24 protein-coding genes and 2 pseudogenes are annotated in these 26,130 nt (G+C 73.7%); 15 read left to right on the plus strand and 11 right to left on the minus strand.

Translation table 11 applies throughout. From position 1 onward, the window contains the following. Window positions 1-66: 66 nt before the first annotated feature. Both ACFVGO_RS06620 and ACFVGO_RS06625 read right to left on the minus strand, forming a co-directional pair. Window positions 67-783 (minus strand): LuxR C-terminal-related transcriptional regulator, encoded by a 717-nt coding sequence (locus ACFVGO_RS06620; protein WP_380630980.1) that lies wholly within the window; start codon window positions 781-783, stop codon window positions 67-69. A 320-nt stretch (window positions 784-1,103) separates the two neighbouring features. Continuing rightward, window positions 1,104-1,766 carry a DUF3000 domain-containing protein gene (locus tag ACFVGO_RS06625; protein ID WP_359914354.1) on the minus strand — a complete coding sequence of 221 codons (663 nt, stop codon included), beginning with the start codon at window positions 1,764-1,766 and terminating at the stop codon, window positions 1,104-1,106. 236 nt (window positions 1,767-2,002) lie between these two features. Here ACFVGO_RS06625 and hemE point away from each other — a divergent pair, with 236 nt between their 5' ends. Further along, window positions 2,003-3,016, plus strand: a complete 1,014-nt coding sequence (gene hemE, locus ACFVGO_RS06630; protein WP_359914397.1) for a uroporphyrinogen decarboxylase — start codon at window positions 2,003-2,005, stop codon at window positions 3,014-3,016. A gap of 36 nt (window positions 3,017-3,052) precedes the next feature. Here hemE and ACFVGO_RS06635 read toward each other — a convergent pair whose 3' ends face one another. Further along, the gene (locus ACFVGO_RS06635; RefSeq protein ID WP_359914356.1) at window positions 3,053-3,493 is read right to left on the minus strand and encodes a DUF523 domain-containing protein; all 441 of its coding nucleotides are present in this window, start codon (window positions 3,491-3,493) and stop codon (window positions 3,053-3,055) included. A 53-nt stretch (window positions 3,494-3,546) separates the two neighbouring features. Between ACFVGO_RS06635 and ACFVGO_RS06640 the strand changes: the two are divergent. From ACFVGO_RS06640 to hemQ, 3 genes and pseudogenes are all read left to right on the plus strand, one after another. Continuing rightward, window positions 3,547-3,729: pseudogene (locus ACFVGO_RS06640) on the plus strand (Uma2 family endonuclease); the annotation flags it as partial. A 34-nt stretch (window positions 3,730-3,763) separates the two neighbouring features. Next, entirely contained in the window at window positions 3,764-5,194 is a 1,431-nt protein-coding gene (gene hemG / locus ACFVGO_RS06645) for a protoporphyrinogen oxidase (protein WP_380630981.1), read from the plus strand. Beyond that, window positions 5,191-5,910, plus strand: a complete 720-nt coding sequence (gene hemQ / locus ACFVGO_RS06650) for a hydrogen peroxide-dependent heme synthase (protein WP_359914362.1) — start codon at window positions 5,191-5,193, stop codon at window positions 5,908-5,910. The genes hemG and hemQ overlap by 4 nt, the downstream gene beginning before the upstream one ends. A gap of 60 nt (window positions 5,911-5,970) precedes the next feature. Here hemQ and ACFVGO_RS06655 read toward each other — a convergent pair whose 3' ends face one another. The 4 genes and pseudogenes from ACFVGO_RS06655 to ACFVGO_RS06670 all read right to left on the minus strand — a co-directional run bounded on the left by ACFVGO_RS06655 (window position 5,971) and on the right by ACFVGO_RS06670 (window position 10,064). Next, entirely contained in the window at window positions 5,971-6,585 is a 615-nt protein-coding gene (locus ACFVGO_RS06655) for a hypothetical protein (RefSeq protein WP_380630982.1), read from the minus strand. 44 nt (window positions 6,586-6,629) lie between these two features. Beyond that, complete coding sequence (locus ACFVGO_RS06660; RefSeq protein ID WP_359914368.1) at window positions 6,630-7,412, minus strand: TIGR04222 domain-containing membrane protein; 783 nt, start codon at window positions 7,410-7,412, stop codon at window positions 6,630-6,632. A 92-nt stretch (window positions 7,413-7,504) separates the two neighbouring features. Next, window positions 7,505-8,596 carry a TIGR04222 domain-containing membrane protein gene (locus ACFVGO_RS06665; protein ID WP_380630983.1) on the minus strand — a complete coding sequence of 364 codons (1,092 nt, stop codon included), beginning with the start codon at window positions 8,594-8,596 and terminating at the stop codon, window positions 7,505-7,507. A gap of 74 nt (window positions 8,597-8,670) precedes the next feature. Then, window positions 8,671-10,064: pseudogene (locus ACFVGO_RS06670) on the minus strand (DUF692 domain-containing protein). A 267-nt stretch (window positions 10,065-10,331) separates the two neighbouring features. Between ACFVGO_RS06670 and ACFVGO_RS06675 the strand changes: the two are divergent. The 7 genes from ACFVGO_RS06675 to ACFVGO_RS06705 all read left to right on the plus strand — a co-directional run bounded on the left by ACFVGO_RS06675 (window position 10,332) and on the right by ACFVGO_RS06705 (window position 17,137). Further along, window positions 10,332-11,291: a GNAT family N-acetyltransferase gene (locus ACFVGO_RS06675; protein WP_380630984.1), complete on the plus strand. Its 960-nt coding sequence runs from the start codon at window positions 10,332-10,334 to the stop codon at window positions 11,289-11,291. Window positions 11,292-11,490: 199 nt separating this feature from the next. Beyond that, window positions 11,491-12,501, plus strand: coding sequence for an MBL fold metallo-hydrolase (locus ACFVGO_RS06680; RefSeq protein ID WP_359914383.1), 1,011 nt, complete (start codon window positions 11,491-11,493; stop codon window positions 12,499-12,501). An 87-nt stretch (window positions 12,502-12,588) separates the two neighbouring features. Further along, window positions 12,589-14,526 carry an ATP-binding protein gene (locus ACFVGO_RS06685; protein WP_380630985.1) on the plus strand — a complete coding sequence of 646 codons (1,938 nt, stop codon included), beginning with the start codon at window positions 12,589-12,591 and terminating at the stop codon, window positions 14,524-14,526. Then, window positions 14,523-14,954, plus strand: a complete 432-nt coding sequence (locus ACFVGO_RS06690) for a roadblock/LC7 domain-containing protein (RefSeq protein ID WP_359914389.1) — start codon at window positions 14,523-14,525, stop codon at window positions 14,952-14,954. Before ACFVGO_RS06685 ends, ACFVGO_RS06690 begins: the two co-directional genes overlap by 4 nt. After that, window positions 14,951-15,304: a DUF742 domain-containing protein gene (locus ACFVGO_RS06695; RefSeq protein WP_359914392.1), complete on the plus strand. Its 354-nt coding sequence runs from the start codon at window positions 14,951-14,953 to the stop codon at window positions 15,302-15,304. Before ACFVGO_RS06690 ends, ACFVGO_RS06695 begins: the two co-directional genes overlap by 4 nt. A 70-nt stretch (window positions 15,305-15,374) precedes the next feature. Beyond that, on the plus strand, window positions 15,375-15,947 hold the full coding sequence (locus ACFVGO_RS06700) for an ATP/GTP-binding protein (protein ID WP_359914400.1): 573 nt from the start codon (window positions 15,375-15,377) through the stop codon (window positions 15,945-15,947). Continuing rightward, a complete protein-coding gene (locus ACFVGO_RS06705; protein WP_380630986.1) occupies window positions 15,944-17,137 on the plus strand; it encodes a cytochrome P450 in 1,194 nt (397 codons plus the stop codon). Before ACFVGO_RS06700 ends, ACFVGO_RS06705 begins: the two co-directional genes overlap by 4 nt. Before the next feature lie 125 nt (window positions 17,138-17,262). Here ACFVGO_RS06705 and msrB read toward each other — a convergent pair whose 3' ends face one another. From msrB to ACFVGO_RS06725, 4 genes are all read right to left on the minus strand, one after another. Further along, window positions 17,263-17,673, minus strand: coding sequence for a peptide-methionine (R)-S-oxide reductase MsrB (gene msrB, locus ACFVGO_RS06710; RefSeq protein WP_380630987.1), 411 nt, complete (start codon window positions 17,671-17,673; stop codon window positions 17,263-17,265). A gap of 36 nt (window positions 17,674-17,709) precedes the next feature. Further along, the gene (murC, locus tag ACFVGO_RS06715) at window positions 17,710-19,119 is read right to left on the minus strand and encodes a UDP-N-acetylmuramate--L-alanine ligase (RefSeq protein ID WP_380359016.1); all 1,410 of its coding nucleotides are present in this window, start codon (window positions 19,117-19,119) and stop codon (window positions 17,710-17,712) included. 123 nt (window positions 19,120-19,242) lie between these two features. After that, window positions 19,243-19,704 (minus strand): indole-3-glycerol phosphate synthase, encoded by a 462-nt coding sequence (locus ACFVGO_RS06720; RefSeq protein WP_359915318.1) that lies wholly within the window; start codon window positions 19,702-19,704, stop codon window positions 19,243-19,245. 57 nt (window positions 19,705-19,761) lie between these two features. Then, entirely contained in the window at window positions 19,762-20,547 is a 786-nt protein-coding gene (locus ACFVGO_RS06725; protein ID WP_380630988.1) for a pyrimidine reductase family protein, read from the minus strand. A 126-nt stretch (window positions 20,548-20,673) separates the two neighbouring features. Between ACFVGO_RS06725 and zapE the strand changes: the two genes are divergently transcribed. The 4 genes from zapE to ACFVGO_RS06745 all read left to right on the plus strand — a co-directional run bounded on the left by zapE (window position 20,674) and on the right by ACFVGO_RS06745 (window position 25,965). Continuing rightward, window positions 20,674-21,717, plus strand: a complete 1,044-nt coding sequence (zapE, locus tag ACFVGO_RS06730) for a cell division protein ZapE (protein WP_359915328.1) — start codon at window positions 20,674-20,676, stop codon at window positions 21,715-21,717. A 36-nt stretch (window positions 21,718-21,753) separates the two neighbouring features. Further along, entirely contained in the window at window positions 21,754-23,844 is a 2,091-nt protein-coding gene (uvrB, locus tag ACFVGO_RS06735; RefSeq protein ID WP_359915322.1) for an excinuclease ABC subunit UvrB, read from the plus strand. 267 nt (window positions 23,845-24,111) lie between these two features. Beyond that, entirely contained in the window at window positions 24,112-24,690 is a 579-nt protein-coding gene (locus ACFVGO_RS06740; protein ID WP_359915324.1) for a TerD family protein, read from the plus strand. 294 nt (window positions 24,691-24,984) lie between these two features. Beyond that, window positions 24,985-25,965, plus strand: a complete 981-nt coding sequence (locus ACFVGO_RS06745; RefSeq protein ID WP_359915326.1) for a TerC family protein — start codon at window positions 24,985-24,987, stop codon at window positions 25,963-25,965. Window positions 25,966-26,130 lie beyond the last annotated feature (165 nt).

The following is a 26,130-nucleotide window of genomic DNA, read 5'->3' on the forward strand; positions in this document are numbered from 1 at the left end:
GGACCGCTGCGGCGGCCGAGGAGGAACGTTCCTCCTCGGCCGCCGCAGCGGTCCGGAGCGCCCGGCTCAGTGGATGATGCCGGTGCGCAGCGCGACCGCGACCATGCCGGCGCGGTCGCCGGTGCCCAGCTTGCGGGCGATCCGGGCGAGGTGGCTCTTGACGGTGAGCGCCGACAGGCCCATCGCCACGCCGATCGCCTTGTTGGACTGTCCCTCGGCGACCAGTCGCAGCACCTCCACCTCGCGACCGGAGAGCTCGCGGTAGGCGGCCTGCTGCGCGCCCGGCGCACCGGGTGCTCCGGGGGCGCCCGGCGCACCGGCCGCGCCCGGCATGCCCGGCATCCCGGGGCGGCGCATCCGGCCGGCCATCCCGGCGGCGCCGAGCGGCATCCCGGGGCGGCCCGGCATCGCGACGTTCGTCCGGGTACCGGTCACCACGTATCCCTTGACACCGCCGGCCAGTGCGCTGCGGACCGCGCCGATGTCGTCGGCGGCGGACAGTGCCAGGCCGTTGGGCCAGCCCGCGGCGCGGGTCTCGGCGAGGATGGTCAGCCCGGAGCCGTCCGGGAGGTGCACGTCGGCGACGCAGATGTCGCGGGGAGTGGAGACCCGGGGGCGGGCCTCGGCGATGGAGGACACCTCGATCACGTCGCGGACGCCGAGTGCCCACAGGTGGCGGGTGACGGTGTTTCGGACACGGGGATCGGCGATGACCACCATGGCGGTGGGCTTGGTCGGCCGGTAGGCGACCACGTTTGCGGGGTGCTCAAGAAGGACCGACACCAGGCCTCCTGCGGGGAGTGGCGGACGGAACCCCGATGGGGGCGGTCGGAGTGTTCCGCGTTCGGAAAGGGTCACAGTCTGCTTCGGCAGCAACCGTGCCCGGCTTTAGCGAAAGATCACGATCTAGTGAGTAACAATACGGACAAATCGCGCAAATGATTGATGCGACATGCCCGGTATTCGCACAAAATCGATCAGATTCGGTGTCGATCGGTCGGTGTCGACCGGTGAATTGACGAAGAGCGGGTCCGAAGTCACACTCCGTCAGCCCTGGGGGTGGCGTACGGCCCCCGGGCGCCGTCGGGCCCGCACACCACCCGTCAGTGCGACCGGGGGCGTCGCCGGGCCGGCATCGGGACCACTCCACCGAGTGAAGGAACCTCGGCGGGCCCCTGCGGGGCCGGGGCGGTCGGCGGCAGGCCGGCGCTGACGCACAGCAGGTCCGCCCAGGCCGCCAGGTGCCGCTCGAAACGGCCGTCGGCCGGGGTCCAGGAGGCCCGGATCTCGATCTCCGTCGAGGACGGGCGGTCCGCCAGGCCGCCGAAGTACTGGGAGGAGGCCAGGCTCACCGTGCCGGACGGCTCCGCGTACCCGGCGCCGTGCGCCTGCAGGGTGTCCAGCAGCCAGGACCAGCCCACCTCGGAGACCATCGGGTCGCCCGCCATCTCCGGCTCCAGCTCGGCCCGGGTCATCGTGACCACCCGGAACTCCCCGTTCCAGGCCTCCTGCCCGGCCGGGTCGTACAGCAGCACCAGCCGGCCGTCCGCCAGCTCCTCGCCGTCGACCTCGACCGAGGCGGTCACCGCGAACGAGTACGGGGCGAGCCGGCGCGGCGCCGGCGCGGGGGAGAGCTGCACCTCGGGCCGCAGCCGGGCCCCGTCCAGGGCCGCCACGGCCGCCCGGAACTCGCTCGGCACCCCCTCGTGCCCCGCTCCGCCACCTGCTCCGCCACCCTGTGCGGGGTGCCCTCCGACCGCTGCCATGCCCCGAAGACTAGGTCGAAGAACGGGGTTATCGCCGCAACTTCTCTCCCAGCGGCGTGCCGGAACGGCAAACCCGGACAGATCTTGGAGGAACCGACGAGACCGGCCGGGAAACCGGGCCCGGCACGCGTGCGAAGATTTGACGCGTGAGCGAGACAACGGCAGACACCACGGCGCCCACCGACGGCGGCCAGACCACCCCCCGGCGTCGCGGCGCCGCGCACGACTCCGCGTTCCTGCGCGCCTGCCGGCACGAGCCCGTGCCGCACACGCCGGTGTGGTTCATGCGCCAGGCCGGCCGCTCGCTGCCCGAGTACCTGAAGGTCCGCGAGGGCATCCCCATGCTGGAGTCCTGCATGCGGCCCGAGCTGGTCAAGGAGATCACCCTCCAGCCGGTGCGCCGGCACAAGGTGGACGCGGCGATCTTCTTCAGCGACATCGTGGTGCCGCTCAAGGCCGTCGGCATCGACGTCGACATCAAGCCCGGCATCGGCCCCGTCATCGCCGACCCGATCCGCACCGTCGAGGACCTGAAGCGGCTGCGCCCGCTGGAGCCGGACGACGTCCCCTACATCACCGAGGCCGTCGGCCTGCTGGTGGACGAGCTCGGCGAGACCCCGCTGATCGGCTTCGCCGGGGCGCCGTACACGCTGGCCAGCTACCTGATCGAGGGCGGGCCGTCCAAGAACCACGAGAACACCAAGGCCATGATGTACGGGCAGCCCGAGCTGTGGGCCGCCCTGGTGGACCGGCTCGCGGACATCACCTCGGCCTTCCTCAAGGTCCAGATCGAGGCCGGCGCCTCGGCCGTCCAGCTGTTCGACTCCTGGGTCGGCGCGCTCGCGCCGGACGACTACCGCCGCTCGGTGATGCCGTCCAGCACCAAGGTCTTCGACGCCGTCGCCGAGTACGGCGTGCCGCGGATCCACTTCGGCGTCGGCACCGGCGAACTGCTCGGCCTGATGGGCCAGGCCGGCGCGGACATCGTCGGCGTCGACTGGCGGGTGCCGCTGAACGTCGCCGCCGAGCGGGTCGGCCCGGGCAAGGGCCTGCAGGGCAACCTCGACCCGGCGGTGCTGTACGCGCCCACCGCGGTGGTGGAGACCAAGGCCGCCGAGGTGCTGCGGGCCGCCGAGGCGCTCGGCACCAGCGGCCACATCTTCAACCTCGGCCACGGCGTGCTGCCGTCCATGGACCCGGACGCGCTCAGCCGCCTCGTCGCCTTCGTCCACGAGGCCAGCGCGCGCTGACCTCCCGGTGGCGGGCCCCTGCCGCTCCGGGGCCCGCTACCCGGCCGTGACCTCGATCCCGGCCCGGCGCAGCAGCGCCGCCGTCACCCCGTCGCCGGGGCGCAGCTCCCCGGTGAACGACCCGTCGTACACCTGCCCGCAGCCGCAGGACGGGCTGCGCGCCATCAGCACCGCCCGCCGGGCCCCCGCCTCCTCGGCGGCGGCGAGCGCCGCCCGGGCGCCGGCCAGGAACTCCGCGGTGCAGTCCGCCCCGGTCGCGTCCACCACCCGGGCCCGCCCGTCCAGCACGTCCGCGCCGTCCCCGCCCACGATCTCCGCCGGCGGCCGCGGCGTCGGCAGCCCGCCCGCCCCCTCCGGGCACACCACCACGGCCCGCCCCCGCTCGACCAGCCGCACGGCGTCGTCGGAGGTCTTCGCCCGCCCGTCGTACCGGCAGGGGATCCCGGCCAGACACGCACTCACCATGATCGGTTCCATGGCACACAGACTAAGTGGCGGTCCGCCGCGTCCCCGATCTCGCTATCTTGGGGCACGCCGAGGCCGGAATCCCGCACTACTGGATCGTCGAGGAGGACGACGGCCTGCCGGTCGTGCACGTCTACGAGCTGGACCGGGTCACCGCTTCCTACGCACCCGCCGGAATCTTCCGCGGCAGGCTGGAACGCCCGGTGCCGTTCCCGATCGCGATCGACCTCGGGCGTGCAGGGGATTGAGGGTCCGGCGTAAAGACCTGCGAGACTGCGGAGCATGTCGGATGCACAGGTCGTCGTCGTCGGTGGTGGGATCGCGGGGCTGGCCGCGGCCGCTTTCCTGAGCGGTGCCGCCGGGGGGCCCGCGCGGGCGCGGGTCACGCTGCTGGAGGCGTCCGGGCGGGTCGGCGGGAAGCTGTGGGGCGGAGAGGTCGGCGGGGTCCGGGTGGACCTCGGGGCCGAGTCGGTGCTGGCCCGGCGGCCGGAGGCGGTGGACCTGGCACGGGCGGTCGGGCTCGGCGAGGAACTGGAGCCGCCGACCACCGCGAAGGCCGCGATCTGGACCCGCGGCGCGCTGCGGCCGCTGCCCGGCGGGCAGGTGATGGGCGTCCCCGGTGACCTGGAGGCGCTGGCCGCCTCCGGCGTGCTGACCGACGAGGGGCTGGAGCGGGCCCGGAACGAGCGGCCCGGCGAGATCGGCGAGGACGTCGCGATCGGCCGCTACGTCGCCGACCGGCTGGGCCAGGAGGTCGTGGACCGGCTGGTCGAGCCGCTGCTCGGCGGCGTCTACGCCGGCCGCGCCGAGGAGATCTCGCTGCGCGCCGCCGTCCCGCAGCTGCTGCCGATCGCGCGCGGCGGCGGCTCGCTGGTCGAGGGCGTGCACGAGCTGGCCTCCCGGCCGAAGGTGGTCGGCACCCCGGTGTTCCAGGGCCTGCGCGGCGGCCTCGGCACCCTGCCCGGCGCGGTCGCCGCGGCCTGCGTCAAGGCGGGGGTGGACCTGCGCACCGACGCCCCGGTGGACGAGCTGCGCCGCACCCCCGACGGCTGGCGGGTGGTGGCCGGCGGCGAGGTGCTGCACGCGGACGCCGTGGTGCTGGCCGTCCCGGCCCCCGTCGCGGCCCGGCTGCTGCGCGAGGACGCCCCGGCGGCCGCCACCGACCTGGACGCCGTCGAGTACGCGGGCATGGCCCTGGTGACCCTGGCCTTCCGCCGCGCCGACCTGGCCGAGCCGCCCGGCGGCAGCGGCTTCCTGGTGCCGCCGGTGGACGGGCGGCGGATCAAGGCCTCGACCTTCTCCTCCAACAAGTGGGGCTGGCTGGAGCGTTCCGCGCCGGACGCGTTCCTGCTGCGCACCTCGCTGGGCCGGTACCGCGAGGAGGAGGCGCTGGGGCTGCCGGACGAGGAGCTGGTGGCCCGCTCGCTGGCGGACCTGGAGGAGGCGATCGGGCTGACCGCCCGGCCGTACGACACCTTCGTCTCCCGCTTCACGGCCGGTCTGCCGCAGTACCCGGTGGGGCACCTGGACCGGGTGGCCCGGGTGCGGGCCCAGGTGGCGCGGGTGGGCGCGCTGGCGCTGTGCGGCGCCGCGTACGACGGGGTGGGCATTCCGGCGTGCATCGGTTCGGCGGCCGCCGCTGCGGCCGCCGTCGACAGACTGTTGACCCCGGCGACCGGGGAAGGCTCCACGGAGAGGACAATGGGCGCATGACTGAGAGCGTTGAGCGGGAGCAGCAGCCCGAGAAGAAGAAGGCGCGCGACCTGAACCAGGTCATCCGCTACACGATGTGGTCGGTGTTCAAGCTCAAGGGCGCCCTGCCCGAGGACCGCACCGCGCTGGCCGCCGAGGTGGACGAGCTGTTCGCCCAGCTGGCCGCCAAGGACGTGACCGTGCGCGGCACGTACGACGTCTCCGGTCTGCGCGCGGACGCCGACATCCTGGTCTGGTGGCACGCCGCCGACTCGGACGACCTCCAGGAGGCGTACAACCGCTTCCGCCGCACCGGCCTCGGCCGGCTGCTGGAGCCGGTCTGGTCGAACATGGCGCTGCACCGCCCGGCCGAGTTCAACAAGTCGCACATCCCGGCCTTCCTGGCCGACGAGCGCCCGCGCGACTACGTCTGCGTGTACCCGTTCGTCCGCTCCTACGAGTGGTACCTGCTGCCGGACGCCGAGCGGCGCGCGATGCTCGCCGAGCACGGCCAGATGGCGCGCGGCTACCCGGACGTGCGGGCCAACACGGTGGCCTCGTTCGCGCTCGGCGACTACGAGTGGCTGCTCGCCTTCGAGGCCGACGAGCTGCACCGGATCGTCGACCTGATGCGCGATCTGCGCCCCTCCCGGGCCCGGCTGCACGTCCGTGAGGAGGTGCCGTTCTTCACCGGTCGGCGCAAGCCGGTCAGCGAGCTGCTGAACGGCCTGGTCTGACGGTTCCCGCGGTTCCTCCCGGAGGCCGGCTCCCCGACGGGGAGCCGGCCTCCGGCGTCGCTACGGGCGCGGCCCGGCGAACTCGCGCAGTACGGAGGTGTAGTGGTCGCCGAGGTCGACCCGGGTGACGTCCTCGAAACGGAACCTCGTCGGCTCCGGGTGCCAGCGCGCCTCGGGGTCGACCTCGTGCAGCCGCAGCGAGGCGGGCCGCAGCGCGGTGACCGTACCGACCCAGCAGGCGCCGGGGTCGCGGCGCTCGGTGTGCAGGGCGATCAGACCGTACTCGGCGCAGGCGGCGGTGAGCAGGCCGGGCAGGTCGTCCAGCGGCAGGTCGGCGCCGGGCGGGCGGACCGGCCACAGGCCGCGGCGGCGCAGCACCCGTACGGTCAGGCTCTCGGGGCCGCCCCGGTCGCGGACCTTGTGCAGGTCGGCGGTGCGGACGGCGCTCCAGCCGTCGAGGCGGTGGTCGGTGCAGGTGGCGAGCAGGGTCCAGACCGGGCCGGTGCCGAGGACGAAGCCCTCCAGCCGGTCCGCGCCGGGGATGGAGCGGCGCAGCCGGACCGGGCGGCCCTCGGAGCGGGCGCGCTCCAGCGTCGCGAGGCCCTTCCGGCCGAGGGCGGGTGAGTCCGGGGCGCGGTCGGCGGGGCGCCGCTCGGCGGGGTCGGGTGCGTCCATGGATGGGAGTCTGCCCTGGTCGCAGCGGTCGGCGCAGCCGGTTTTCAGGTCCGGTGCGGGCGCAGGGCGGCGCGGAGCCGGGCGTCGGGCAGGACGGCCGGGCCGTTCATGGCGACGGCGGTGAGCAGTTCGCGCTCCTCGTCGTCGGCCAGGCCGCGCTGGCGGGTCGGACGGACCTCGCGCAGTACCTCCTGGCCGACCGGGGAGGCCCAGCGGGTGTACGGGTAGACGTCCACCCGGGCCATCAGCAGGGTGCCCGAGGTGAGCGCCACCGGCAGGGAGAACCAGGCGAGCGGGGCGAGGGTGTCACCCCCGGTGAAGCCGCCGAGGGCCAGCGAGGCGGCCAGCAGCACCAGCGTCAGCAGCAGCGCGTGCCGGACCTGCCGGACCACCACCACGGTGTTGCGCTGCACCAGGGCCGGGGTGGCCAGGCCCGCCAGGGTGAGCCGGGCGCCGATCTCCAGCACGGTGGGGTGCTCGGCCATGGCCCGGCGCAGCTCGTCGGTCCGGCACTGGACCTCGGGGCCGACGGTGGCGATGACCGCCCGCTCCAGGCGGCTGCGGCCCCTGGGGTCGACCACGGTGGTCCAGCCGGTGTGCGCCAGGTGCAGCCGCCCGCGGCCGGTCATCAGGACGAGGGCGAGTTCGACCACCCGGTCCGGGCCGCCGGCCAGGTAGGCGGTCTCGTACAGGCCGATGCCGACGGCTTCGGGGGGCCGCAGGCCGGCCTGGTCGGCCAGGGCGTCGGCGGTGGCGGTCATCCGGACCAGTCGGAGGCAGGACAGGACCGCCGCGACACAGGCCGGTATGAGGAACAGCAACCACATGGGCTTGTTGTATGCCTGCGTCGACGGCGGGCGGAACGTCTTCCCGGTCCGCGATACCGAACTGTGACGTCCGGCGGCGCGCCCGGCGGGTCTCAGGAGCCGCCGCAGCCGCCGCCACAGCTCGACCCGCAGCTGGAGGAGGACGAGGACCCGCAGCTGGATGAGGACGAGGACCCGCAGCTCGACGAAGAGGATCCGCAGCTCGACGAGGAGGACCCGCAGCTGGACGAGCCGCAACCGGAGCCGGAGGAACCGGAGTCGGAGGACCCGCACCAGGAGGCGGAGCCGCCGTCGGAGCCGGAGGAACCGGAGGAGCACGAGGACGCCGACGACGCCGACGACGAGGAGGACGAGGACGACGAGGAGGCGTTCGCGGCGACCGCCTGCCGTACGGCCTCCTCCTCGGCCGACGCGGTCAGCATCGCGGCCTCCAGCTCCGGGTTGTCCAGCCCGGCGGCGGCCAGGCCGCCGAGCGCGAGCGCGCCCAGCAGCGCGCCGCCGGCCAGCCGGGGCGGCATCCCGGCGTTGGGCTTCCACGGAGTGCCCTGCATCAGGGAGAGCTGGCGCTGCCCGGCCGGGGTGATCCGGCCCTTGACCGGCGCGGTGGCGAGCAGCGCGGTGAGGCCCCCGAACAGCAGGAGGCCCGGGACCCAGAGGTTCGGGCGGTCGTGGCCGGCGGTGCCGTCGTCGAGCAGCAGGGAGGCCACCGCGGAGGCCACCACGAGCAGCAGCGCGAGCCAGAGCAGCCGACGGGCTGTGCGGGCCCGCCGCAGCCGCTCGGGGCGGCGCAGCAGGCCGCGGTCGGCGAGCCGGTCACCGATCTCCTGGACGGCGGCGGAGCGCATCACGGTGTGGCGCAGCGAGCCGAGTTGACGGCTGCCGGTCGGACCGACCGCGTCCTGGACCGCCTTGTCGACGGCGTCGTACGGCTTGGAGCCGGTGAGCGTGACCAGACCGGAGCGGCTGATCACGACCTGCTCGCTCATGTGCATCCGGACCACGGCGGTGTCGAACACCCGCCCCGGCCCGCCGGACAGGAACGCGGTGTCGAGCAGCGGCAGACCGCGGCCGGGCAGGCCCTTGGCGTAGCGGACCCGGCCGATGTGTTGCCGGGTCCGGGCGGCGTACAGGGCGGCGGCCGCCAGCAGGACGGCCGGGACGACGAAGTAGCTGTTGTGCCACATGGGCTGTTCCCCCGAGGTGGTGACAGTGCGTCAGGATCAGGTGCCGCCGGGTTCGCCGGCGGCCCGGCCGCCGGCTAGCGGCGCGGGTCCGGGCGCAGGGCCCGGCGCAGGCGCGCGAGCGGGCCCGGCGGCCGTACGGGTGCCGGGTGGAGCCACTGCTCCAGGGCCCGGCGGTGGTCGTCGGCGAGCGGGCCGCCGTCGGTGAGCACCCACTGCGCGAAGGCCCGGGCGTCGGCCCGGTAGCCGCCGGTCTGCGGGTGGGAGCGGGCGTAGCCGAGGAAGAGCGGCCCGTACTGCGCCCCGAGCGCCCGGGGCAGGTCCGGGGCCACCTTGGCGGTGGTGTCCCGCCGCTTGGCGGCCAGGCCGGTGGACTGGGCGCGGACCTGCCGCTCGTCGAAGCCGGGCGGGACGGGCCCGCCGGCCACCAGGGCGGCCAGCAGCTCCTCCTGGCGCCGGGCCAGGCGCCGCCGGGCGGCGGCGAGGTCCGGCTCGGCGGAACCCGGCTCGGCGGGGCCCTGCGCGGCGGGGTCGCGGTCGGTGGTGGGGCGCGGGTCGGTGTTCTCCCGCGCCGTTCTCGTCAGGTCGCTCATCGCCGGGTGCTCCCCTCCAGCACCCGGCGGATGGCGTCCAGTTCACCGGCCAGCTCGCTGGGCGGCGGGAAGTTGGCGTCCCGTTCCAGCAGCACCCCGGGCGGGGCGACCCGCGCGCAGAGTTCGGCCAGCACTTCCAGCACCGGTTCGGTGACGGGGTGGGCGTGGGTGTCGTGCCAGACGCCGTCGACCAGGGTGCCGCCCGCGACGTGGACGTAGGCGAGCGCCTCCAGCGGCAGGCGGTCGAGCTCGGCGGCCGGGTCGATGCCGAGGTTGACCCGGTTGGTGTGCAGGTTGGCGACGTCGATCAGCAGCCGGACGCCGGTGCGCTCGACGAGCTCGGCGAGGAACTGGCCCTCGGTGAACTCGTCGTCCGGCCAGGCGAGCTGGGCGGCGATGTTCTCCAGGGCGAGCGGCACCGGCAGGTGGTCCTGGGCGATCCGGACGTTCTCGGCGATCACCCGCAGCGAGTCCCGGGTGCGGGGGACGGGCAGCAGGTGGCCGGCCTCCAGACCGCCGGCTCGGACGAACGCCAGGTGCTCGCTGACCAGCGGGGAGTCGAGGGCCAGCGCGGCCTCGGCGAGCCGGTCGAGGCGGCCGGGGTCGGGCAGGTCGGCGCCGCCGAGGCCGAGGCCGACGCCGTGCGGGACGACGGTGACGCCGCGTCCGCGCAGCACGGTCAGGGACTCGGGCAGGTGGTCGGCGCAGATGTTCTCGGCGACCACCTCGACCCAGTCCAGGCCGGGCCGGCTCTCGACCACGGTGTCGATCTCGCTGCGCCAGCCGAGGCCGACGCCCAGACGGGGCGCGGTCTCCCGGGGCGCGGCTCCTCGGCGCGCGGTGGCGGAGGCAGGCAGTTCCAGGGCAGGGGAAGTCATCGGTTCGCCCCCTTCGGAGGGCCGGGTGGGAGGGCCGTCGAGCGGTGCGGGCGTCGTCGCCGGAACCGCGCGGCCGTGCTGCTGAGAATGTCCCCGGGCGGGGCGGCTGCCAAGCCTCGCCCGGTCTTCTCAGAGCATTATTTGAGCATGTCGTGCCGGTCGTGAGGGACTTTGGTCCCGAGCCCGGGCCGTCCGCGCAGGTGGGGTGCCCTTCCGGCGGGAAAACCGGAGGCGCCGGGCGGGCCCGCGGGGCTAGCGTGGGAATCCATGACTTCTTTGAATTCCTCCTCCGTGACGATCCGTGACTTCCGCCCCGAGGACGCCGTGGCCGTGGCCGCGGCCCACCGGGCCGGGCGCGAACACCTGGTGCTCTCCGCCGAGACGCTGGTCTGGTTGAACGCCCAGCCCAGCCCCGAGGAGCACTTCCGCACCTTCGTCGCCGAACTGGACGGCCGGGTGGTCGGCGCGGTGCGCTGCGGGGTGGTGCTGGGGACGACGACCACGGGTGTCGGCTACGCCAACGGCAGCGTGCTGCCGGAGTACCGGCGGCGCGGCGCGGCCACCGCCCTGCTGGCCGCGGCCGAGCGGCACCTGACCGGGCACGGGGTGACGGAGCTGCACACCTGGCTGGACGACGAGCCCGCCTCGCAGGCCTTCGCCACCGCCCGGGGCTACCGGATCGGGCGCACCATGCAGTTCGCCGGACGGGACCTCGCGCTGCCGCTGCCGCCCGCTCCCGTACGGCCTGCCGGTGTCGAGGTGCGCCCGGCCGCCGACTGGGCGGACGACCCGTACCCGGTGTTCCTGGTCGAGGCGGACGCCATCCTGGACGAGCCCGGCAGCGAGGTGCCGATGGACGCCCTCACGTACGAGGACTGGCTGCGCAACGACTGGGCCAGGCCGGACCGGGACGCGGCGCTGAGCGTCGTCGCCGTGGTGGACGGCCGGCCGGCGGCCTTCAGCATGGTGCAGACGGACGGCGCGGACCGCTACTGGTCCGCGTTCACCGCCTGCCGCCGGGAGTTCCGCGGCCGGGGGCTGAGCAAGCTGGCCAAGCTGGAGTCGCTGCGGCTCGCCGCGGCGGCCGGCTACCGGCACGCGTACACCAGCAATGACACGACCAACGGGCCGATGCTGGCGATCAACGCCTGGCTCGGCTACGAACGCTGTGCGGGGGAGCGCAAGGGGATCAAGCAGCTGGAGCGGTCGGCGGAGCAGGAGATCTGACGCTCCTCCCGGACCGAACTCCGGGCCAAACTCCGGACCGGCACGGACCGAACCTCGGCCCGGCCCGGGCCACTTCGGCCAGATGTGGTCCAGACCACGCGGGACGAATCGGGACAGCTCGGGTTGCTTCGGGCGCGAAGTGGCTTGAACTGTAATGGTTTTGCTCCACTCCTGTCACGACATGGGCATAATCGCGCACATGACGATCAGCCGTGCGAACGTGAGCGCGATTGCCGAGGACCTGTACGTGTGGCTCCCGCCGAAGCGGGGCTGGGGCCTGGCCAACTGCGGGCTGCTGGCCTCGGAGGCCACCGCGCTCTGGATCGACACGCCGTACGACCCCTCGATGGCCGGGGAGTTCCTCGCCGCGAGCCGGCGGCTGCTGCCGGACGGGGTCGGGATCGACCGGGTGGTCGTCACCCACGCCAACGGGGACCACCTGTGGGGCGCCGGGGTGCTGCCGGACGCCGAGGTGATCGCCACCCGCGAGGCGCTGGAGCACATCCACTGGGAGCCCACCCCGCAGCAGCAGCACGCGCTGGTCGTCAACAGCGACCCGCAGTCGCCGCTCGGCGGCTACCTGAGGGAGCACTTCGGGCAGTTCGACTGGTCCGGCACCGCGCCGGTGCGCCCCGACACCGTCTTCACCGGTGAGCTGGAGCTGACCGTCGGCCGCTACCCGGTGCAAATCACCAGCCTGCCCGCCGCCCACACGGGTGGGGACCTCATGGTCCACCTCCCGCACCAGCGCGCGGTCTTCACCGGCGACGTGATCTTCTCCTCGACGCCCGAGCAGCCCGGCGACCACCCCTCGCACTGGGCCGGACCGCTGGAGAACGTCATCGGCGCCTGCGAGCAGGCCCTCGCCACCGGCGCGGAGATCTTCGTGCCCGGCCACGGCCCGGTGCTCGACCGCGACGGCGTCCGGGAGCACATCGGCTACCTCTCCTACGTCCGCGAGCGCGCCCACGCCCTGCACGCCGCCGGCATACCCGCGCTGGACGCCGCCCGGCGGGTGATCGCCGAACAGCGCCACCCCGAACTCGGCCTGCCCGAGCGGCTGGTGCTCACCCTCGCGGCCGAGTACCGGCACCTGGACGGCTCCGCGGCCCCCGGCGCCCTGGAGGCCATGGGCCAGGTCGCCCTGGTGGCCCGGGAACTGGCCGAGGACGCCGCCCGCTCCCCGCGCCCGCGCGCCGTCGGGAACTGACCCCGCCCGCGCTCCCGGAACGCGCCCCTCCCGGCAGGTCCGGCCGCACCACCCGGTCCCACCCGCAAAGCACCCCCGAGGACTTCGATGACGCAGATCGCGCTGATCGTCCTGGCGCTGGTCGCCGCCGTGGCCGCGGCCGTGCTCGCCCGCGGCCGGGCCGGGGCCGTCGCCCGGGCGACGGCCGCCGAGACCGCGCTCGGCCGGAGCGAGGAGCGCACCCGGGCCGCCGAGGGCAGGCTCGCCCGCGCCGAGCAGCAGCAGCGCGAGGCGCAGGAGGCCGCCCGGCGCTCCGCCGAGGAGGCCCAGCGGGCGCAGGAGCGCACCCGCGCCGCCGAGGACAGCGTCCGCGAGGCACAGGAAGCGGCCCGGCACGCGCAGGACACCGTCCGGGACGCCCTGCAGCAGGGCGCCGCCGCGACCGACCGGGCCGAGCGGGCCGAGAGCGCGCTCGCCGCCGCCGAGGCGCGGGCGACCGCGCTGCTCGCCGAGATCGGCCACCTCGCCCAGGAGCGGATCGCCGCCACCGCCGTACGGCTCACCCACGGCAACGCCCCACTGGTCGGCCCACTGGACCCGCAGGCCGTCGGCCCCGAGGCGGTCCGGGCGCTGCAGGCCGTCCTGGACGCCGCGCACGCCGCCCTCGCCGACGAGCGCGAGCGGGTGGACGCCGCCGCCCGCGCCGCCATGCGCGGCGCCACCTCCCGGATCCAGACCCTGCTGTACCAGATCCAGAGCCTGGTCCAGCAGCTCCAGCACGAGCACGACGACCCCCGGCTGCTGGAGGTCGACTTCCGCAACGAGGTCGCGCTGCGCCGGATCCAGACCATCGCGGTGCTCTGCGAGGCCTGGCCGGGCCTGGCCCGCACCGACTCGCCACTCGCCGAGGTGGTCGTCGGCGCGCTCTCCCGGGTGCCCGGCTACGCCCGGATCAAGGTCGCCAACCACCTGCGCGAGCAGCGCCTCGCCGTGGTCGCCCGGGCCGCCGAGCCGATCGCCGTCACCATCGCCGAGCTGCTCGCCAACGCCACCGCCTACTCCCACCCGGAGACCGACGTCCCGGTCACCGTCCAGCAGGGCGGCCGCGGCGCGCTGGTGATCATCGACGACAGCGGCATCGGCATGGACGAGGACCAGCTGCGCCGCGCCCGCCGGCTGCTGGCCGGCCCGCCCGACATGCTGCTCACCGAGCTCGGCAACCCGCCCAAGACCGGCTTCGCGGTGATCGGCAAGCTGGCCCGCCAGTACGGCTTCTCCTGTCACGTCGAGCCCTCGCCGTACGGCGGCATGCGGACCATCCTGCGCATCCCGGCCGCGCTGGTGACCGTCGTGGACGACGAGCAGCCGCTGTCGGTGCTCACCCCGCTGCCGCTGCGGGCCGGCGCAGGCCCGGCCCCGGCGCCCACCGTCGCGGCCGTCCCGCCGATGCGCGACGCGGACGAGCAGGACGGCCCGCAGCTCGCCGACCGCCACAACCAGCCGGGCCCGCACCCGGCCCCGGCCATCCGGGTGGTGCCCGATCCGGTGGCGTCCGATCCGGTCGCGGACGGCCGGGCGGACGGCCGGACGGACGGCGCGACGGCAGGGGGTGCCGAGCCGGCCGGCGATGCGCCGCTCGGCGCCACCCCGAAGGACGGCGCGACGGCCGGTGCGCCCGCGGCGGACGCACCCGTGGCCGACGACGGCACCGGCCTGCCCACCCGGCGGCGCCGCCGTCCGCTGGCCGCCGAGCAGCCGCCCGGCGCGAGGCCCGTCCCCGTTCGCGACCCGGTATCCGACCGCACCCCGGCGTCCGACCGCACCCCCGAGCAGGCCGCCGCCCACTGGCAGGCGCTGCAGCAGGGCACCGACTCCGGCCGGGCCGCCGTGGCCCGGGCCGCCCGCGAGGAGACCGGCGCCGGCGCCACCGGCACCCCCGCCGCCCCCGGCGACACCACCCCCGGCCACGACCCCGGCGACACCACCGCCGGCCACGACCCCGGTGACCAGAGCACCGGTCAGACCTTAGAAGGAGCCGAGCAGTGAGCAGCACGCCCAGCCCGACCACCACCGACGAGATCTCGTGGGTGCTGACCCCGTTGCTGGAGCTGCCGGGGGTGCTGCACGCGGTCATCGCCACCGGGGACGGCCTGGTCGAGGGCGCCTCGGACGGCCTGGAGCGCGCCTCGGCCGAGCGGGTCGCCGCGATGACCGCCACCGTGCACGCCGCCGCCCGGGCCTTCACCGCCGCGTTCACCGACGCCGAGCGCCCCAAGCTGGCCCAGACCGTGGTGGAGTCCGACCTCGGCTACGCCATCGTGGTGCCCGCCGGGGAGAACACCTCGCTCGCCGTGTTCACCTCGCCGGACGCCCAACTCGGCAACGTGGCTTACCAGATGCAGCTGCAGGTCGCCGCCCTCGGTCGCGCGCTCGCGAGCCCGACCCGGCGGCAGGACGACGACGGCCGGTCATGACCGCCGCCCCCCGCAGGCGGATGGTGCCCGCCTACCTGGCCACCGGCGGCCGCAGCCGCCCCGGCACCAAGGGCTTCGAGCGGCTGACCGTGCTGTTCGCCGACCGCGCCGACCCGCCGGCCGCGCTCGAACCCGAACACCGCCGGCTCTGGGAACTGCTGCGCCCCGGCGCGCTGACCGTGGTGGAGGCCGCCGCGCACCTGCGCCTGCCGGTCAGTGCCACCGTCTTCCTCGCGGCCGATCTGGTCGAGTCGGGCTGCCTGCACGCCCGCGCACCGATCCCGCGCGCCCAGCAGACCGACCGCTCCATCGTCGAGAGGCTCCTCGTTGGACTCCGTGCGCTCCGGTGACCCGGCCGCCCGGCCGGACCCGGAAGACCAGAGCCGGGTGGGCTACCTGCCCGACCGGGACCAGACGCTGATGAAGCTGGTGGTGGCCGGCCCGTTCGGGGTCGGCAAGACCACCCTCATCCGCACCCTCTCGGAGATCGCCACCCTGCACACCGAGGAGGCGATGACCGAGACCGGCCGCCCGGTGGACGACCTGGCCGGCCTGCCCGAGAAGGCCACCACCACCGTCGCCGTCGACTTCGGCCGGCTCACCCTGCCCGGCAACGTCGTGCTCTACATGTTCGGCACCCCCGGTCAGCGCCGCTTCTTCCCGCTCTGGCAGGACATCGCCCGCGGCGCCGTGGGCGCCCTGGTGCTCGCCGACACCCGCCGGCTGGCCGACTCCTTCGAGATCATGGACATGGTCGAGGAGCAGGGCCTGCCGTACGCCGTCGCCGTCAACCGCTTCCCGGACGCCCCGGAGCACGCGGTCGAGGTGCTGCGCACCCACCTGGACCTGCACGCCGCGACCCCGTTGCTGCTCTGCGACGCCCGCGAGCGCGACAGCAGCCTGGACGCGCTGATCGCGCTGGCCGAACACGTCCTGGACGCCCTGCCCGCCGCCCCCGCCACCTCGGACCCCGCCACCCCGGAGCAGCCGTGACCGTCGAGTCCCGCCCGACCCCGATCCACGGCCCGGTCTTCGCCGCCGACCCCCAGCTGGTCTACGAGCGGCTGCGGCGGCACGGCGCGGTCGCCCCGGTCGAGGTCGCGCCCGGCGTCGAGGCCCTGCTGGTCACCGACTACCAGGCCGCACTGGACCTGCTGCGCGACACCGACACCTTCTCCAAGGACTCCCGGGCCTGGCAGCGCACCGTCCCGCCGGACTCCCCGCTGCTGCCCGTCCTCGGCTACCGCCCGACCGCGCTGTTCAGCGACGGCGAGACCCACGCGCGCTACCGGGCGGTGATCACCGACGCCCTCGCGCTGTTCGAACCGCACCGGCTCCAGCGCCAGGTCGCCGGGACCGCGCACCGGCTGATCGACCGCTTCGCCGCCGTCGGGCACGCCGACCTGATCGCCGAGTACGCCCGCCGGCTGCCCGCCTTCGCGCTCACCACCTGGTTCGGCGTGCCGCAGGAGCAGCGCGAGGAGGTGGTGGACGCGATCACCGGGCTGATCGAGTCCACCGCGCGGGCCGGCGCCTCGTACGGGAAGCTCCTGGCGGTGGTCACCGCGATGGTCGCCGAGCGCCGCGCGCGCCCCCGGCACGACCTCACCTCGATGTTCGTCACCCACCCGGTCGGGCTGGACGACGACGAGGTGATCCGGCAGATCACCCTGACCCTGATCGCCGGGCACGAGCCGACCACCAACCTGATCGGCAACGCCCTGCTGCGCCTGCTCACCGACGCCCGTTACGCCGGCTCGCTGTTCGGCGGGGCGATGACCGCCCACCAGGCGATCGACGAGGTGCTCTGGCACGAGCCGCCGATGGCCAACCTCTCGGCCCACTACCCGCGGTACGACATCACCTTCCACGGCCGCGAGATCAAGGCGGGCACGCTGGTCCTGGTCTCGTACGCGGCCGCCAACTCCCAGGCCGCGCCGCCCACCGACGACGGCGGGCTGCGCAGCGGGGAGAGCGCCCACCTGGCCTGGGCGGCCGGCCCGCACGCCTGCCCGGCCCGGGACCCGGCCCTGCTGATCGCGATCACCGCCATCGAGCAGCTGGGCAGCCGCCTCAGCGACCTCGAACTCTCCACCCCCGCCGAGGACCTGCTCTGGCGCCCGGGCCCGTTCCACCGGGCGCTGATGCACCTCCCGGTCCACTTCGCACCGGTCGCGGGGTAGGCCCGGACAGGCACGCACGCCCGGCCGGCACGCGGGCCCGGGACAGCACGCACGCCCGGTACGCAGGCCCGAACGGCAGGAGGCCCGGACACCGTACGGTGTCCGGGCCTCCTGCCGTTCGTCGCTCAGCCCTGCTCGGCCGGCTTCAGCGTCAGCGAGACGCTGTTGATGCAGTACCGCTGGTCCGTCGGCGTGCCGTAGCCCTCGCCCTCGAAGACGTGCCCGAGGTGCCCGCCGCAGCGGGCGCAGCGCACCTCGACCCGGCGCATGCCGAGCGAGGTGTCCTCGATGTACTGGACCCGGTCCCCGGCCAGCGGCGCGTAGTAGGACGGCCAGCCGCAGTGGCTGTCGAACTTGGTCTCGGAGCTGAACAGTTCGGCCCCGCAGGCCCGGCAGCCGTAGACGCCGACCGTCCTGGTGTCGGTGTACTCACCGGTGAACGGGCGCTCGGTGCCCGCCTCGCGGAGCACGTGGTACTCCTCGGGGCTGAGCTCGGCGCGCCACTCGGCCTCGGTCTTCTCGATCTCGTAGCTCATCACGGCTCCCGGTCGCGGCGTACGTGCGTGCGTGTGTCAGACGTTGGAAGCAACGTTCGCGAGGTGCTGAAGGATTTCCGGGCCCAGGTTGGTGACGTCCCCGGCGCCCATGGTGAGCAGCAGGTCGCCCGGGCGGGCGAGGCCGGCCAGCACGGCGGGAGCGGCGGCGAAGGAGTGCTCGGCGGCGACCTCGGCGCCGGCCCGGCGGGCTGCGTCGACGATCAGCTCGCTGGTCACGCCGGGGATCGGGTCCTCGCGGGCCGGGTAGATGTCCAGCACCACCGAGGCGTCGGCCAGCGCCAGGGCCCGGCCCATCTCCTCGGAGAGCTGCTGGGTGCGGCTGAACAGGTGCGGCTGGAAGACCACCAGCACCCGGCCACCGCCGGTCAGGCCCTCGCGGATCGCCTCCAGGTCGGCGGCCATCTCGGTGGGGTGGTGGGCGTAGGAGTCGATCACCTGGACCCCGGCGGCCTCGCCCTTGAGCTGGAGGCGGCGGCGCACGCCGGTGTAGGCGCCGAGCGCCTTGGCCAGGTCGGCGGCCGGGACGCCCAGCGCGACGCCGGCGGCCAGCGCGGCCACCGCGTTGTGGGCGTAGTGCCGGCCGGGCACCGAGACGGTGAAGGCCAGCTCGACGCCGTCCAGCAGCACGGTCACCTCGCTGGTCATGCCGCGGGCGACCACCGACAGCACCCGCAGGTCGGCGTCCTCGGCGGAGCCGACCGTCACCACGTTCAGGCCCTCGCGTCCGGCGACCCGGGAGGTGAGCTCGCGGGCGCCGTCGTGGTCGGCCGAGACCACCAGGGTGCCGCCGGGGACGATCCGGCCGACGAAGGTCTCGAAGGACTCGTAGATCTCCTCGATCGACGCGTAGTTGGCGTGGTGGTCCAGCTCCACGTTGAGCACGATCGCCACCTCCGGCGCGTACTTGTGGAAGCTGCGGTCGCTCTCGTCCGCCTCGGCGACGAAGATCTCGCCGGTGCCGTGGTGGGCGTTGGAGCCGGGCGCGTCGAGGTCGCCGCCGATCGCGTAGGACGGGTCCAGGCCCAGCTCGCCGAGGGCGACGGCGAGCATGCTGGTGGTGGTGGTCTTGCCGTGGGTGCCGGCCACCGCCAGCGCCCGCCGGCCGCCCATCAGCGCGGCCAGCGCGTCGGAGCGGTGCACCACCGGGATGCCGCGCTCGTGGGCGACGGCCAGCTCCGGGTTGTCGGCGCGGATCGCGCTGGAGACGACCACGCTGCTGGTGCCGTCCGGCACGTGCTCGGCGGCGTGGCCGACGTGCACGGTGGCACCGAGGGCGCGCAGCGCGAGGACGGTCTCGGACTCCTTGGAGTCGCTGCCGGAGACGCTGGCCCCGCGCACGGCGAGGATCTTCGCCAGGCCGGACATCCCGGCGCCGCCGATGCCGATGAAGTGCGGGGCGTGCAGGTCGTGCGCGGCGTCGTTCAAGGCGTGGCTCCGTAGGGGCGGGGGCAGACAGGGCGGGCGGACTTGGACGGGAGGACGGAATCGTCCTCGCGGGCGGACCGCAAGGACGATTCTGCACCACCGCCGCGCCGGGCCAGGAGTCGCTCAGGAGTCGCTGGCGAACAGCCTGAGCACCGGGACCCCCACCTTGTGCCGGGCCTGGGAGGCCCAGTCGCGGTGGAAGAACTCCTCCACGAAGTGCGGGGAGGTGAGCACCACCACCTCGTCCGCCCGCTGCTCCTCGACGACCGCGCGCAGCCGCTCCAGCGGCCGCTCCTCGACCAGCTCGCCCACCGCACCGGCCCCGGCCGTGCGCAGGTGGCGCAGGCTGTGCTCCAGCGACTCGGTGGCCACCGTCGGCGCGTTCCCGGACTCGTCGTGCTCGTGGACCACCTTGTCGAGGTGGCCGAGGGCGACGTCGTCGAGCGCCCGCAGCAGTTCGTCCTGCCTGCCGCGCGGCTGCATCAGGACGACGAAGGACACCTCCTCCTCGCCGTGGAGCGTGGTGACGAGTTCCACGTCCGCGTCGGAGAGAGCCTTTTCGATCATCAGTACCGTCTTGAACACGTGAGTCCCTTCCAGTGGCCGGCCCCCGGGCCCCGGCATCGCATAACGGGATCACGATCAGGGGGTCACGGGGTCATCCGAACCCAGGTGACGCAGGTAGCGAGTGAAGAGGAATCCTTTCTGCTCGATCAATGAGACCAGCTCCATCCGCTGCACGTCCGGCATTCCGGCATCGTGGAGGATGCGCGGCGCGTCGCCGCCGGTGAGCAGCGGGGCCAGCGACAGGCACAGCTCGTCCAGCAGACCGGCCGCCGCGAACTGCCCCAGCAGGCGCGGGCCGCCCTCGGTCAGCAGCCGGGTCCAGCCCCGCTCGGCCAGGGCCGCAACGCCCGCCCGCAGGTCCACCGAACCCGTGCCCGCGAGCACCAGGTCGGCCACCTCGGCCACCGCCCGACGGCGCTCCGCATCGGCGTCCGCGGTGGTGATCACCACCGTCCTGACCAGCGGTTCGGTGAACAGCGGCGCGGTCAGGTCCAGCCGCAGCGAGCGGCTCACCACGGCGATCACCGGGGCGGGAGCCTGGCCCGCCGCCGCCCGGGCCGCCGCGAACTCCCGGCGCGCCCGGGCCGGCCGGTAGCCCTCGGCGCGGACCGTCTCCGCGCCCACCACTACCACGTCCGACAGGGCCCGCAGCACCCCGAAGATCCGCTTGTCCGCGTCGCCGGAGAGGCCCTCCGAGAGCCCGTCCAGCCTGGCCCCGCCGTCCAGGCCGGACACCATGTTGGCGCGCAGCCAGGGGCGCCCCTGATTCACCTGTTCGGGGTATGCGTAGACGGCGGCGAGCGATTCCAGTGCGGCCGGATCCGCGGGCCGGCCGCCCAGCGGGCTGATCAACTGTTGCATGATCCCAGTCTTCCACCGCGGGCCGTGCTCCGTCCGGGGCCGCGGGTCGTTCGGACGGCGTACGGGGCAGGCGTACCCTCTACTGATGTGCCCGCAGCCTCCCACTCCGCAACCGCGAACGAGCCGATAGCCGCCGCACCCGTGTCCGGCTCCCCGATCGCGCTCACCTCCCGCCGCCCCGTCGTGCCCGCCGAGAGGCTGGTCGCCGAGATGGTCCCGCCGCCCCGGTTCGCCGACGTGAGCTTCGGGACGTACATCCCGGACCCGACCCAGCCGAGCCAGTACGAGGCCGTCCAGGTCCTGGAGCAGTTCGCGGCCACCCTCGGCGGAGGAAACGGTTCGCCGCCCAAGCGCAGCTGGTTCCGCCGCTCCGCCCCCGCGCCCACCGGCCCCGCCGGGGTCTACCTCGACGGCGGCTACGGCGTCGGCAAGACCCACCTGCTCGCCTCGCTCTGGCACACCGCCCCCGGCCCCAAGGCCTTCGGCACCTTCGTCGAGCTGACCAACCTGGTCGGCGCGCTCGGCTTCCAGCAGGCCGTGCGGACCCTCTCCGGGCACACGCTGCTCTGCATCGACGAGTTCGAGCTGGACGACCCGGGCGACACCGTGCTGGTCTCCACCCTGCTCGGCCGGCTGGTCGAGAACGGCGTGAAGCTGTGCGCCACCTCGAACACCCTGCCGGAGAAGCTCGGCGAGGGCCGCTTCGCCGCCGCCGACTTCCTGCGCGAGATCCAGGGCCTGTCCGCGCACTTCCGCCCGATGCGGATCGACGGCCAGGACTACCGCCACCGCGGCCTGCCGGACGCCCCGCCGCCGTACTCCGACGAGGCCGTCGAAGACGTCGCGGACCGCACCCCCGGCGCCTCGCTGGACGACTTCGACGCCCTGCTCGCCCACCTCTCCGCCGTCCACCCCAGCCGCTACGGCGCGCTGCTGGACGACGTCACCGCGGTCTGCCTGCGCGGCGTCAAGCAGGTCGACGACCAGTCCACCGCGCTGCGCCTGGTCGTCCTCGCCGACCGCATGTACGACCGCGAGCTGCCGATCACCGCCTCCGGCCTGCCCTTCGACCAGGTCTTCCCGGCGGAGATGCTGCGCGGCGGCTACCGCAAGAAGTACCTGCGCGCCATCTCCCGCCTGGTCGCCCTCGCCCGGGACAGCGCCAAGTAGGACCCGCTTGTCAGTGGTGGGTCGTACCGTTGAGTGGTGCGTCCCATCACGAGTATTGAGCGGTCCGTGGCGCCCTTCGAGGTCGTCAGTCCCTTCCAGCCGAACGGCGACCAGCCGGCGGCGATCGCCGAGCTGGAACGGCGGATCAGGGGAGGGGAGAAGGACGTCGTGCTGCTCGGTGCCACCGGCACCGGCAAGTCGGCCACCACGGCCTGGATGATCGAGAAGCTGCAGCGCCCCACCCTGGTGATGGCGCCGAACAAGACGCTGGCCGCGCAGCTGGCCAACGAGTTCCGCGAGCTGCTGCCGAACAACGCCGTCGAGTACTTCGTCTCGTACTACGACTACTACCAGCCCGAGGCGTACGTCCCGCAGACGGACACCTACATCGAGAAGGACTCCTCGATCAACGAGGAGGTCGAGCGGCTGCGCCACTCGGCGACCAACTCGCTGCTCACCCGCCGGGACGTCATCGTGGTCGCCTCGGTCTCCTGCATCTACGGCCTCGGCACCCCGCAGGAGTACGTCGACCGGATGGTGCGGCTCAAGGTCGGCCAGGAGATCGACCGGGACGACCTGCTGCGCCGCTTCGTCGACATCCAGTACGCCCGCAACGACGTGGCCTTCACCCGCGGCACCTTCCGGGTCCGCGGCGACACCATCGAGATCTTCCCGGTCTACGAGGAGCTCGCCGTCCGGATCGAGATGTTCGGCGACGAGATCGAGGCGCTGTACACCCTGCACCCGCTCACCGGCGAGATCATCAGCCAGGACGAATCCGTCCACGTCTTCCCCGCCTCGCACTACGTGGCCGGCCCCGAGCGCATGGAGCGCGCGATCACCGGCATCGAGAAGGAGCTGGAGGGGACGCTCGCCCGGCTGGAGAAGCAGGGCAAGCTGCTGGAGGCCCAGCGGCTGCGGATGCGCACCACCTACGACATCGAGATGCTGCGCCAGATCGGCACCTGCTCGGGCGTCGAGAACTACTCGATGCACTTCGACGGCCGTGAGCCCGGCTCCCCGCCGAACACCCTGCTCGACTACTTCCCGGACGACTTCCTCCTGGTCATCGACGAGTCGCACGTCACCGTCCCGCAGATCGGCGCGATGTACGAGGGCGACGCCTCGCGCAAGCGCACCCTGGTCGAGCACGGCTTCCGGCTGCCCTCCGCGATGGACAACCGCCCGCTGAAGTGGGAGGAGTTCCTGGAGCGGATCGGCCAGACCGTCTACCTGTCGGCGACGCCCGGCCCGTACGAGCTGTCGCGCGGCGACGGCCAGGTCGAGCAGATCATCCGCCCGACCGGCCTGATCGACCCCGAGGTGATCGTCAAGCCGACCGAGGGCCAGATCGACGACCTGGTGCACGAGGTCCGTCAGCGGGTGGAGCGGGACGAGCGCGTCCTGGTCACCACGCTGACCAAGAAGATGGCCGAGGACCTCACCGACTACATGCTCGGCCTGGACATCCGGGTCCGGTACCTGCACAGCGACGTGGACACGCTGCGCCGGGTGGAGCTGCTGCGGGAGCTGCGGGCGGGCCGGTACGACGTGCTGGTCGGCATCAACCTGCTGCGCGAGGGCCTGGACCTGCCCGAGGTGTCGCTGGTGGCGATCCTGGACGCGGACAAGGAGGGCTTCCTGCGCTCCGGCACCTCGCTGATCCAGACGATCGGCCGTGCCGCCCGCAACGTCTCCGGCCAGGTCCACATGTACGCGGACAGGATCACTCCCTCGATGGAGAAGGCCATCGACGAGACCAATCGCCGCCGGGCCGTGCAGCAGGCCTACAACAAGGAGCACGGGATCGACCCGCAGCCGCTGCGCAAGAAGATCGGCGACATCCTGGACACCCTCGCCCGCGAGGACGTGGACACCGACGAGCTGCTCTCCACGGGCTACCGCAACCAGGGCAAGGGCAAGGCCCCGGTGCCGTCGCTGGGCGCGGATCGCAAGCCGGCCAAGTCCCTGCCCGCCGCCGAACTGGCTGACCTCATCCAGGAGATGACCGACCGGATGCACACGGCCGCCGCCGATCTCCAGTTCGAGGTCGCGGCCCGGCTGCGCGACGAGGTCAAGGAGCTGAAGAAGGAACTGCGGCAGATGCGCGAGGCGGGTGTGGCGTAGGCGGCCCGCGCGAGCGCGCCCGCGCCGGTGACCGGGCTTGGCCGGAATGACACCGGTCAAGTCCGCGGGTGTCTCAGGCTTGCCACAAACGGGGAAACCCGGGGGAGGGCGGGGTGCCGCAGGGCCTAGGCTGGCCTGCGGCATCGTGCCCTCGGGACGGGGTTGCGGGCCGTACGCAGAGGGGGCCTCAGCCGGGGGACGGCGACGGGGTGTTCCATCGTGGAGGCGCGCGGGTGTGACCGCGCGGCCGGCAGAGAGGACAACGTCGTGTCGGTGAACCTGGCCAAGGGGCAGCGGGTCAGCCTCCAGAAGGGGCAGGGCGCCGCCCTGACCGTGGTCCGGATGGGCCTCGGCTGGCGGGCCGCCCCCAAGCGCGGGCTGTTCGGCAGCCGCACCCGGAAGATCGACCTGGACGCCTCGGCGCTGCTGTACGCCGAGCGGACCCCGTCCGACGTGGTGTTCTTCTCGCACCTGGAGAGCAACGACGGCTCCGTGCGGCACACCGGGGACAACCTGGAGGGCGGCTCCGGGGCCGAGGACGACGAGGCGATCCTGGTCGACCTGGCGCACGTGCCCGTGCACATCACCCAGGTGGTGTTCACGGTCAGCTCGTACACCGGGCAGACCTTCGCCGAGGTGCAGCGGGCGCACTGCCGGCTGGTGGACGAGACCACCGGGCTGGAGCTGGCCCGCTACGAGCTGGCGGGCGGCGGGCCGCACACCGGGCAGATCATGGCCAAGGTGGTCCGGGACGGCGACGGCGGCTGGGAGATGCAGGCGATCGGCGCGCCGGCCAAGGGGCGCACCTTCCAGGACCTGCTGCCGGCGATCGAGCCGTACCTGTAGCCCGGGCGGCTCCCGCCGCTCCCCGCAGGACCCGCCGCTCCCCGCTCCCGCGGCTCCCGCCGCCCCGGCTCCCAGGGCTCCCCGGGGCCGGTGGCCCGCCTTGACGTTCTTTACCTTCTTTACCTTTCCTTGGAGCAGCTGTTACTCTCGTTGGCAGCGGAGGGGAGTATTCCTCGACAGCCGACCCCGTCATCACGGGTGCCCGTCGCGGCACCCCGGGGCGCTGGCCCGATGGGCGGAAGAGACCTCCGGCAGTGACGATGACTGTCTCGCCTACCTGCCGGAGGAGCAGTAGTGGACGTTTCCATAACCATGTGGGTCTCCACGATCCTGGTGCTGATCGCACTGATCGTGGCGGACTTCTTCATCGGAGGGCGCAAGCCGCACGAGGTCTCGATCAAGGAGGCCGGGATCTGGACGGCCGTCTGGGTCGTCCTGGCGGTCCTCTTCGGTGGCTTCCTCTGGTGGCACTCCGGTGCGCAGCCGGCGGGTGAGTTCTTCGCCGGCTACATCACCGAGAAGTCGCTCAGTGTCGACAACCTCTTCGTGTTCATCCTGATCATGGGCAAGTTCGCGGTGCCCAGGATCTACCAGCAGCGCGTGCTGATGTTCGGTGTGATCATCGCGCTGGTGCTCCGGGCGGTGTTCATCGCCGGCGGCGCCGCCCTGGTCTCCGAGTTCTCCTGGGTGTTCTTCATCTTCGGCGGCTTCCTGATCTGGACGGCCTGGAAGCTGATCAAGGAGGCCCGCGCCGAGGAGGAGGGCGAGGAGGAGTTCGAGGAGAACCGCGTCCTCAAGTCGATCACCCGCCGCTTCCCGGCCACCGAGGACTACCGCGGCACCAAGCTGTTCGTCCGGGAGAACGGCCGCCGGCTGATCACCCCGATGCTGATCGTCATGCTGGCGATCGGCACCACCGACGTGCTGTTCGCACTGGACTCGATCCCGGCCATCTTCGGCCTGACCCAGGACCCGTACGTGGTCTTCACCGCCAACGCCTTCGCCCTGATGGGTCTGCGCCAGCTGTACTTCCTGATCGGCGGCCTGCTGAAGAAGCTGGTCCACCTGTCGTACGGCCTGTCGGTGATCCTCGGCTTCATCGGTGTGAAGCTGGTGCTGCACGCCGCCCACGAGGCGGGCGCGGACTGGGCCCCGGAGATCGGCATCCCGTTCTCGCTGGGCTTCATCGTGGTGGTCCTGGCGATCACCACCTTCACCAGCCTGCGGGCCTCGAAGAAGGCCGAGCAGGCCGAGCGCGAGAAGCTCGACGCCTGACGCCCGACGCCCGAGCCCCGACGCGCCTGACGCCCGAGGCACCGGGCCGGTGCACCGCCGAGGGAACCACAAGAAAGCCCGGTTTGTGGGGGGGAGAGGGGGCGGTGGGGGGGGGAGTGGCGGGGGAGGGGTTTGCACCGCTAGTGGTTACACTATGGCACCCCG

This window comes from Kitasatospora sp. NPDC057738 (genome assembly GCF_042798815.1).
Lineage (GTDB): Bacteria > Actinomycetota > Actinomycetes > Streptomycetales > Streptomycetaceae > Kitasatospora > Kitasatospora lactacystinica.

Coding starts and splice junctions, on each gene's coding strand:
- ACFVGO_RS06625 (WP_359914354.1), bottom strand. CDS start 1,766: ATGGCAGCGGTCGGAGGGCACCCCGCACAGGGTGGCGGAGCAGGTGGC.
- ACFVGO_RS06635 (WP_359914356.1), bottom strand. CDS start 3,493: ATGGAACCGATCATGGTGAGTGCGTGTCTGGCCGGGATCCCCTGCCGG.
- hemG (WP_380630981.1), top strand. CDS start 3,764: ATGTCGGATGCACAGGTCGTCGTCGTCGGTGGTGGGATCGCGGGGCTG.
- hemQ (WP_359914362.1), top strand. CDS start 5,191: ATGACTGAGAGCGTTGAGCGGGAGCAGCAGCCCGAGAAGAAGAAGGCG.
- ACFVGO_RS06655 (WP_380630982.1), bottom strand. CDS start 6,585: ATGGACGCACCCGACCCCGCCGAGCGGCGCCCCGCCGACCGCGCCCCG.
- ACFVGO_RS06660 (WP_359914368.1), bottom strand. CDS start 7,412: ATGTGGTTGCTGTTCCTCATACCGGCCTGTGTCGCGGCGGTCCTGTCC.
- ACFVGO_RS06665 (WP_380630983.1), bottom strand. CDS start 8,596: ATGTGGCACAACAGCTACTTCGTCGTCCCGGCCGTCCTGCTGGCGGCC.
- ACFVGO_RS06675 (WP_380630984.1), top strand. CDS start 10,332: ATGACTTCTTTGAATTCCTCCTCCGTGACGATCCGTGACTTCCGCCCC.
- ACFVGO_RS06680 (WP_359914383.1), top strand. CDS start 11,491: ATGACGATCAGCCGTGCGAACGTGAGCGCGATTGCCGAGGACCTGTAC.
- ACFVGO_RS06685 (WP_380630985.1), top strand. CDS start 12,589: ATGACGCAGATCGCGCTGATCGTCCTGGCGCTGGTCGCCGCCGTGGCC.
- ACFVGO_RS06695 (WP_359914392.1), top strand. CDS start 14,951: ATGACCGCCGCCCCCCGCAGGCGGATGGTGCCCGCCTACCTGGCCACC.
- ACFVGO_RS06700 (WP_359914400.1), top strand. CDS start 15,375: ATGAAGCTGGTGGTGGCCGGCCCGTTCGGGGTCGGCAAGACCACCCTC.
- msrB (WP_380630987.1), bottom strand. CDS start 17,673: ATGAGCTACGAGATCGAGAAGACCGAGGCCGAGTGGCGCGCCGAGCTC.
- ACFVGO_RS06725 (WP_380630988.1), bottom strand. CDS start 20,547: ATGCAACAGTTGATCAGCCCGCTGGGCGGCCGGCCCGCGGATCCGGCC.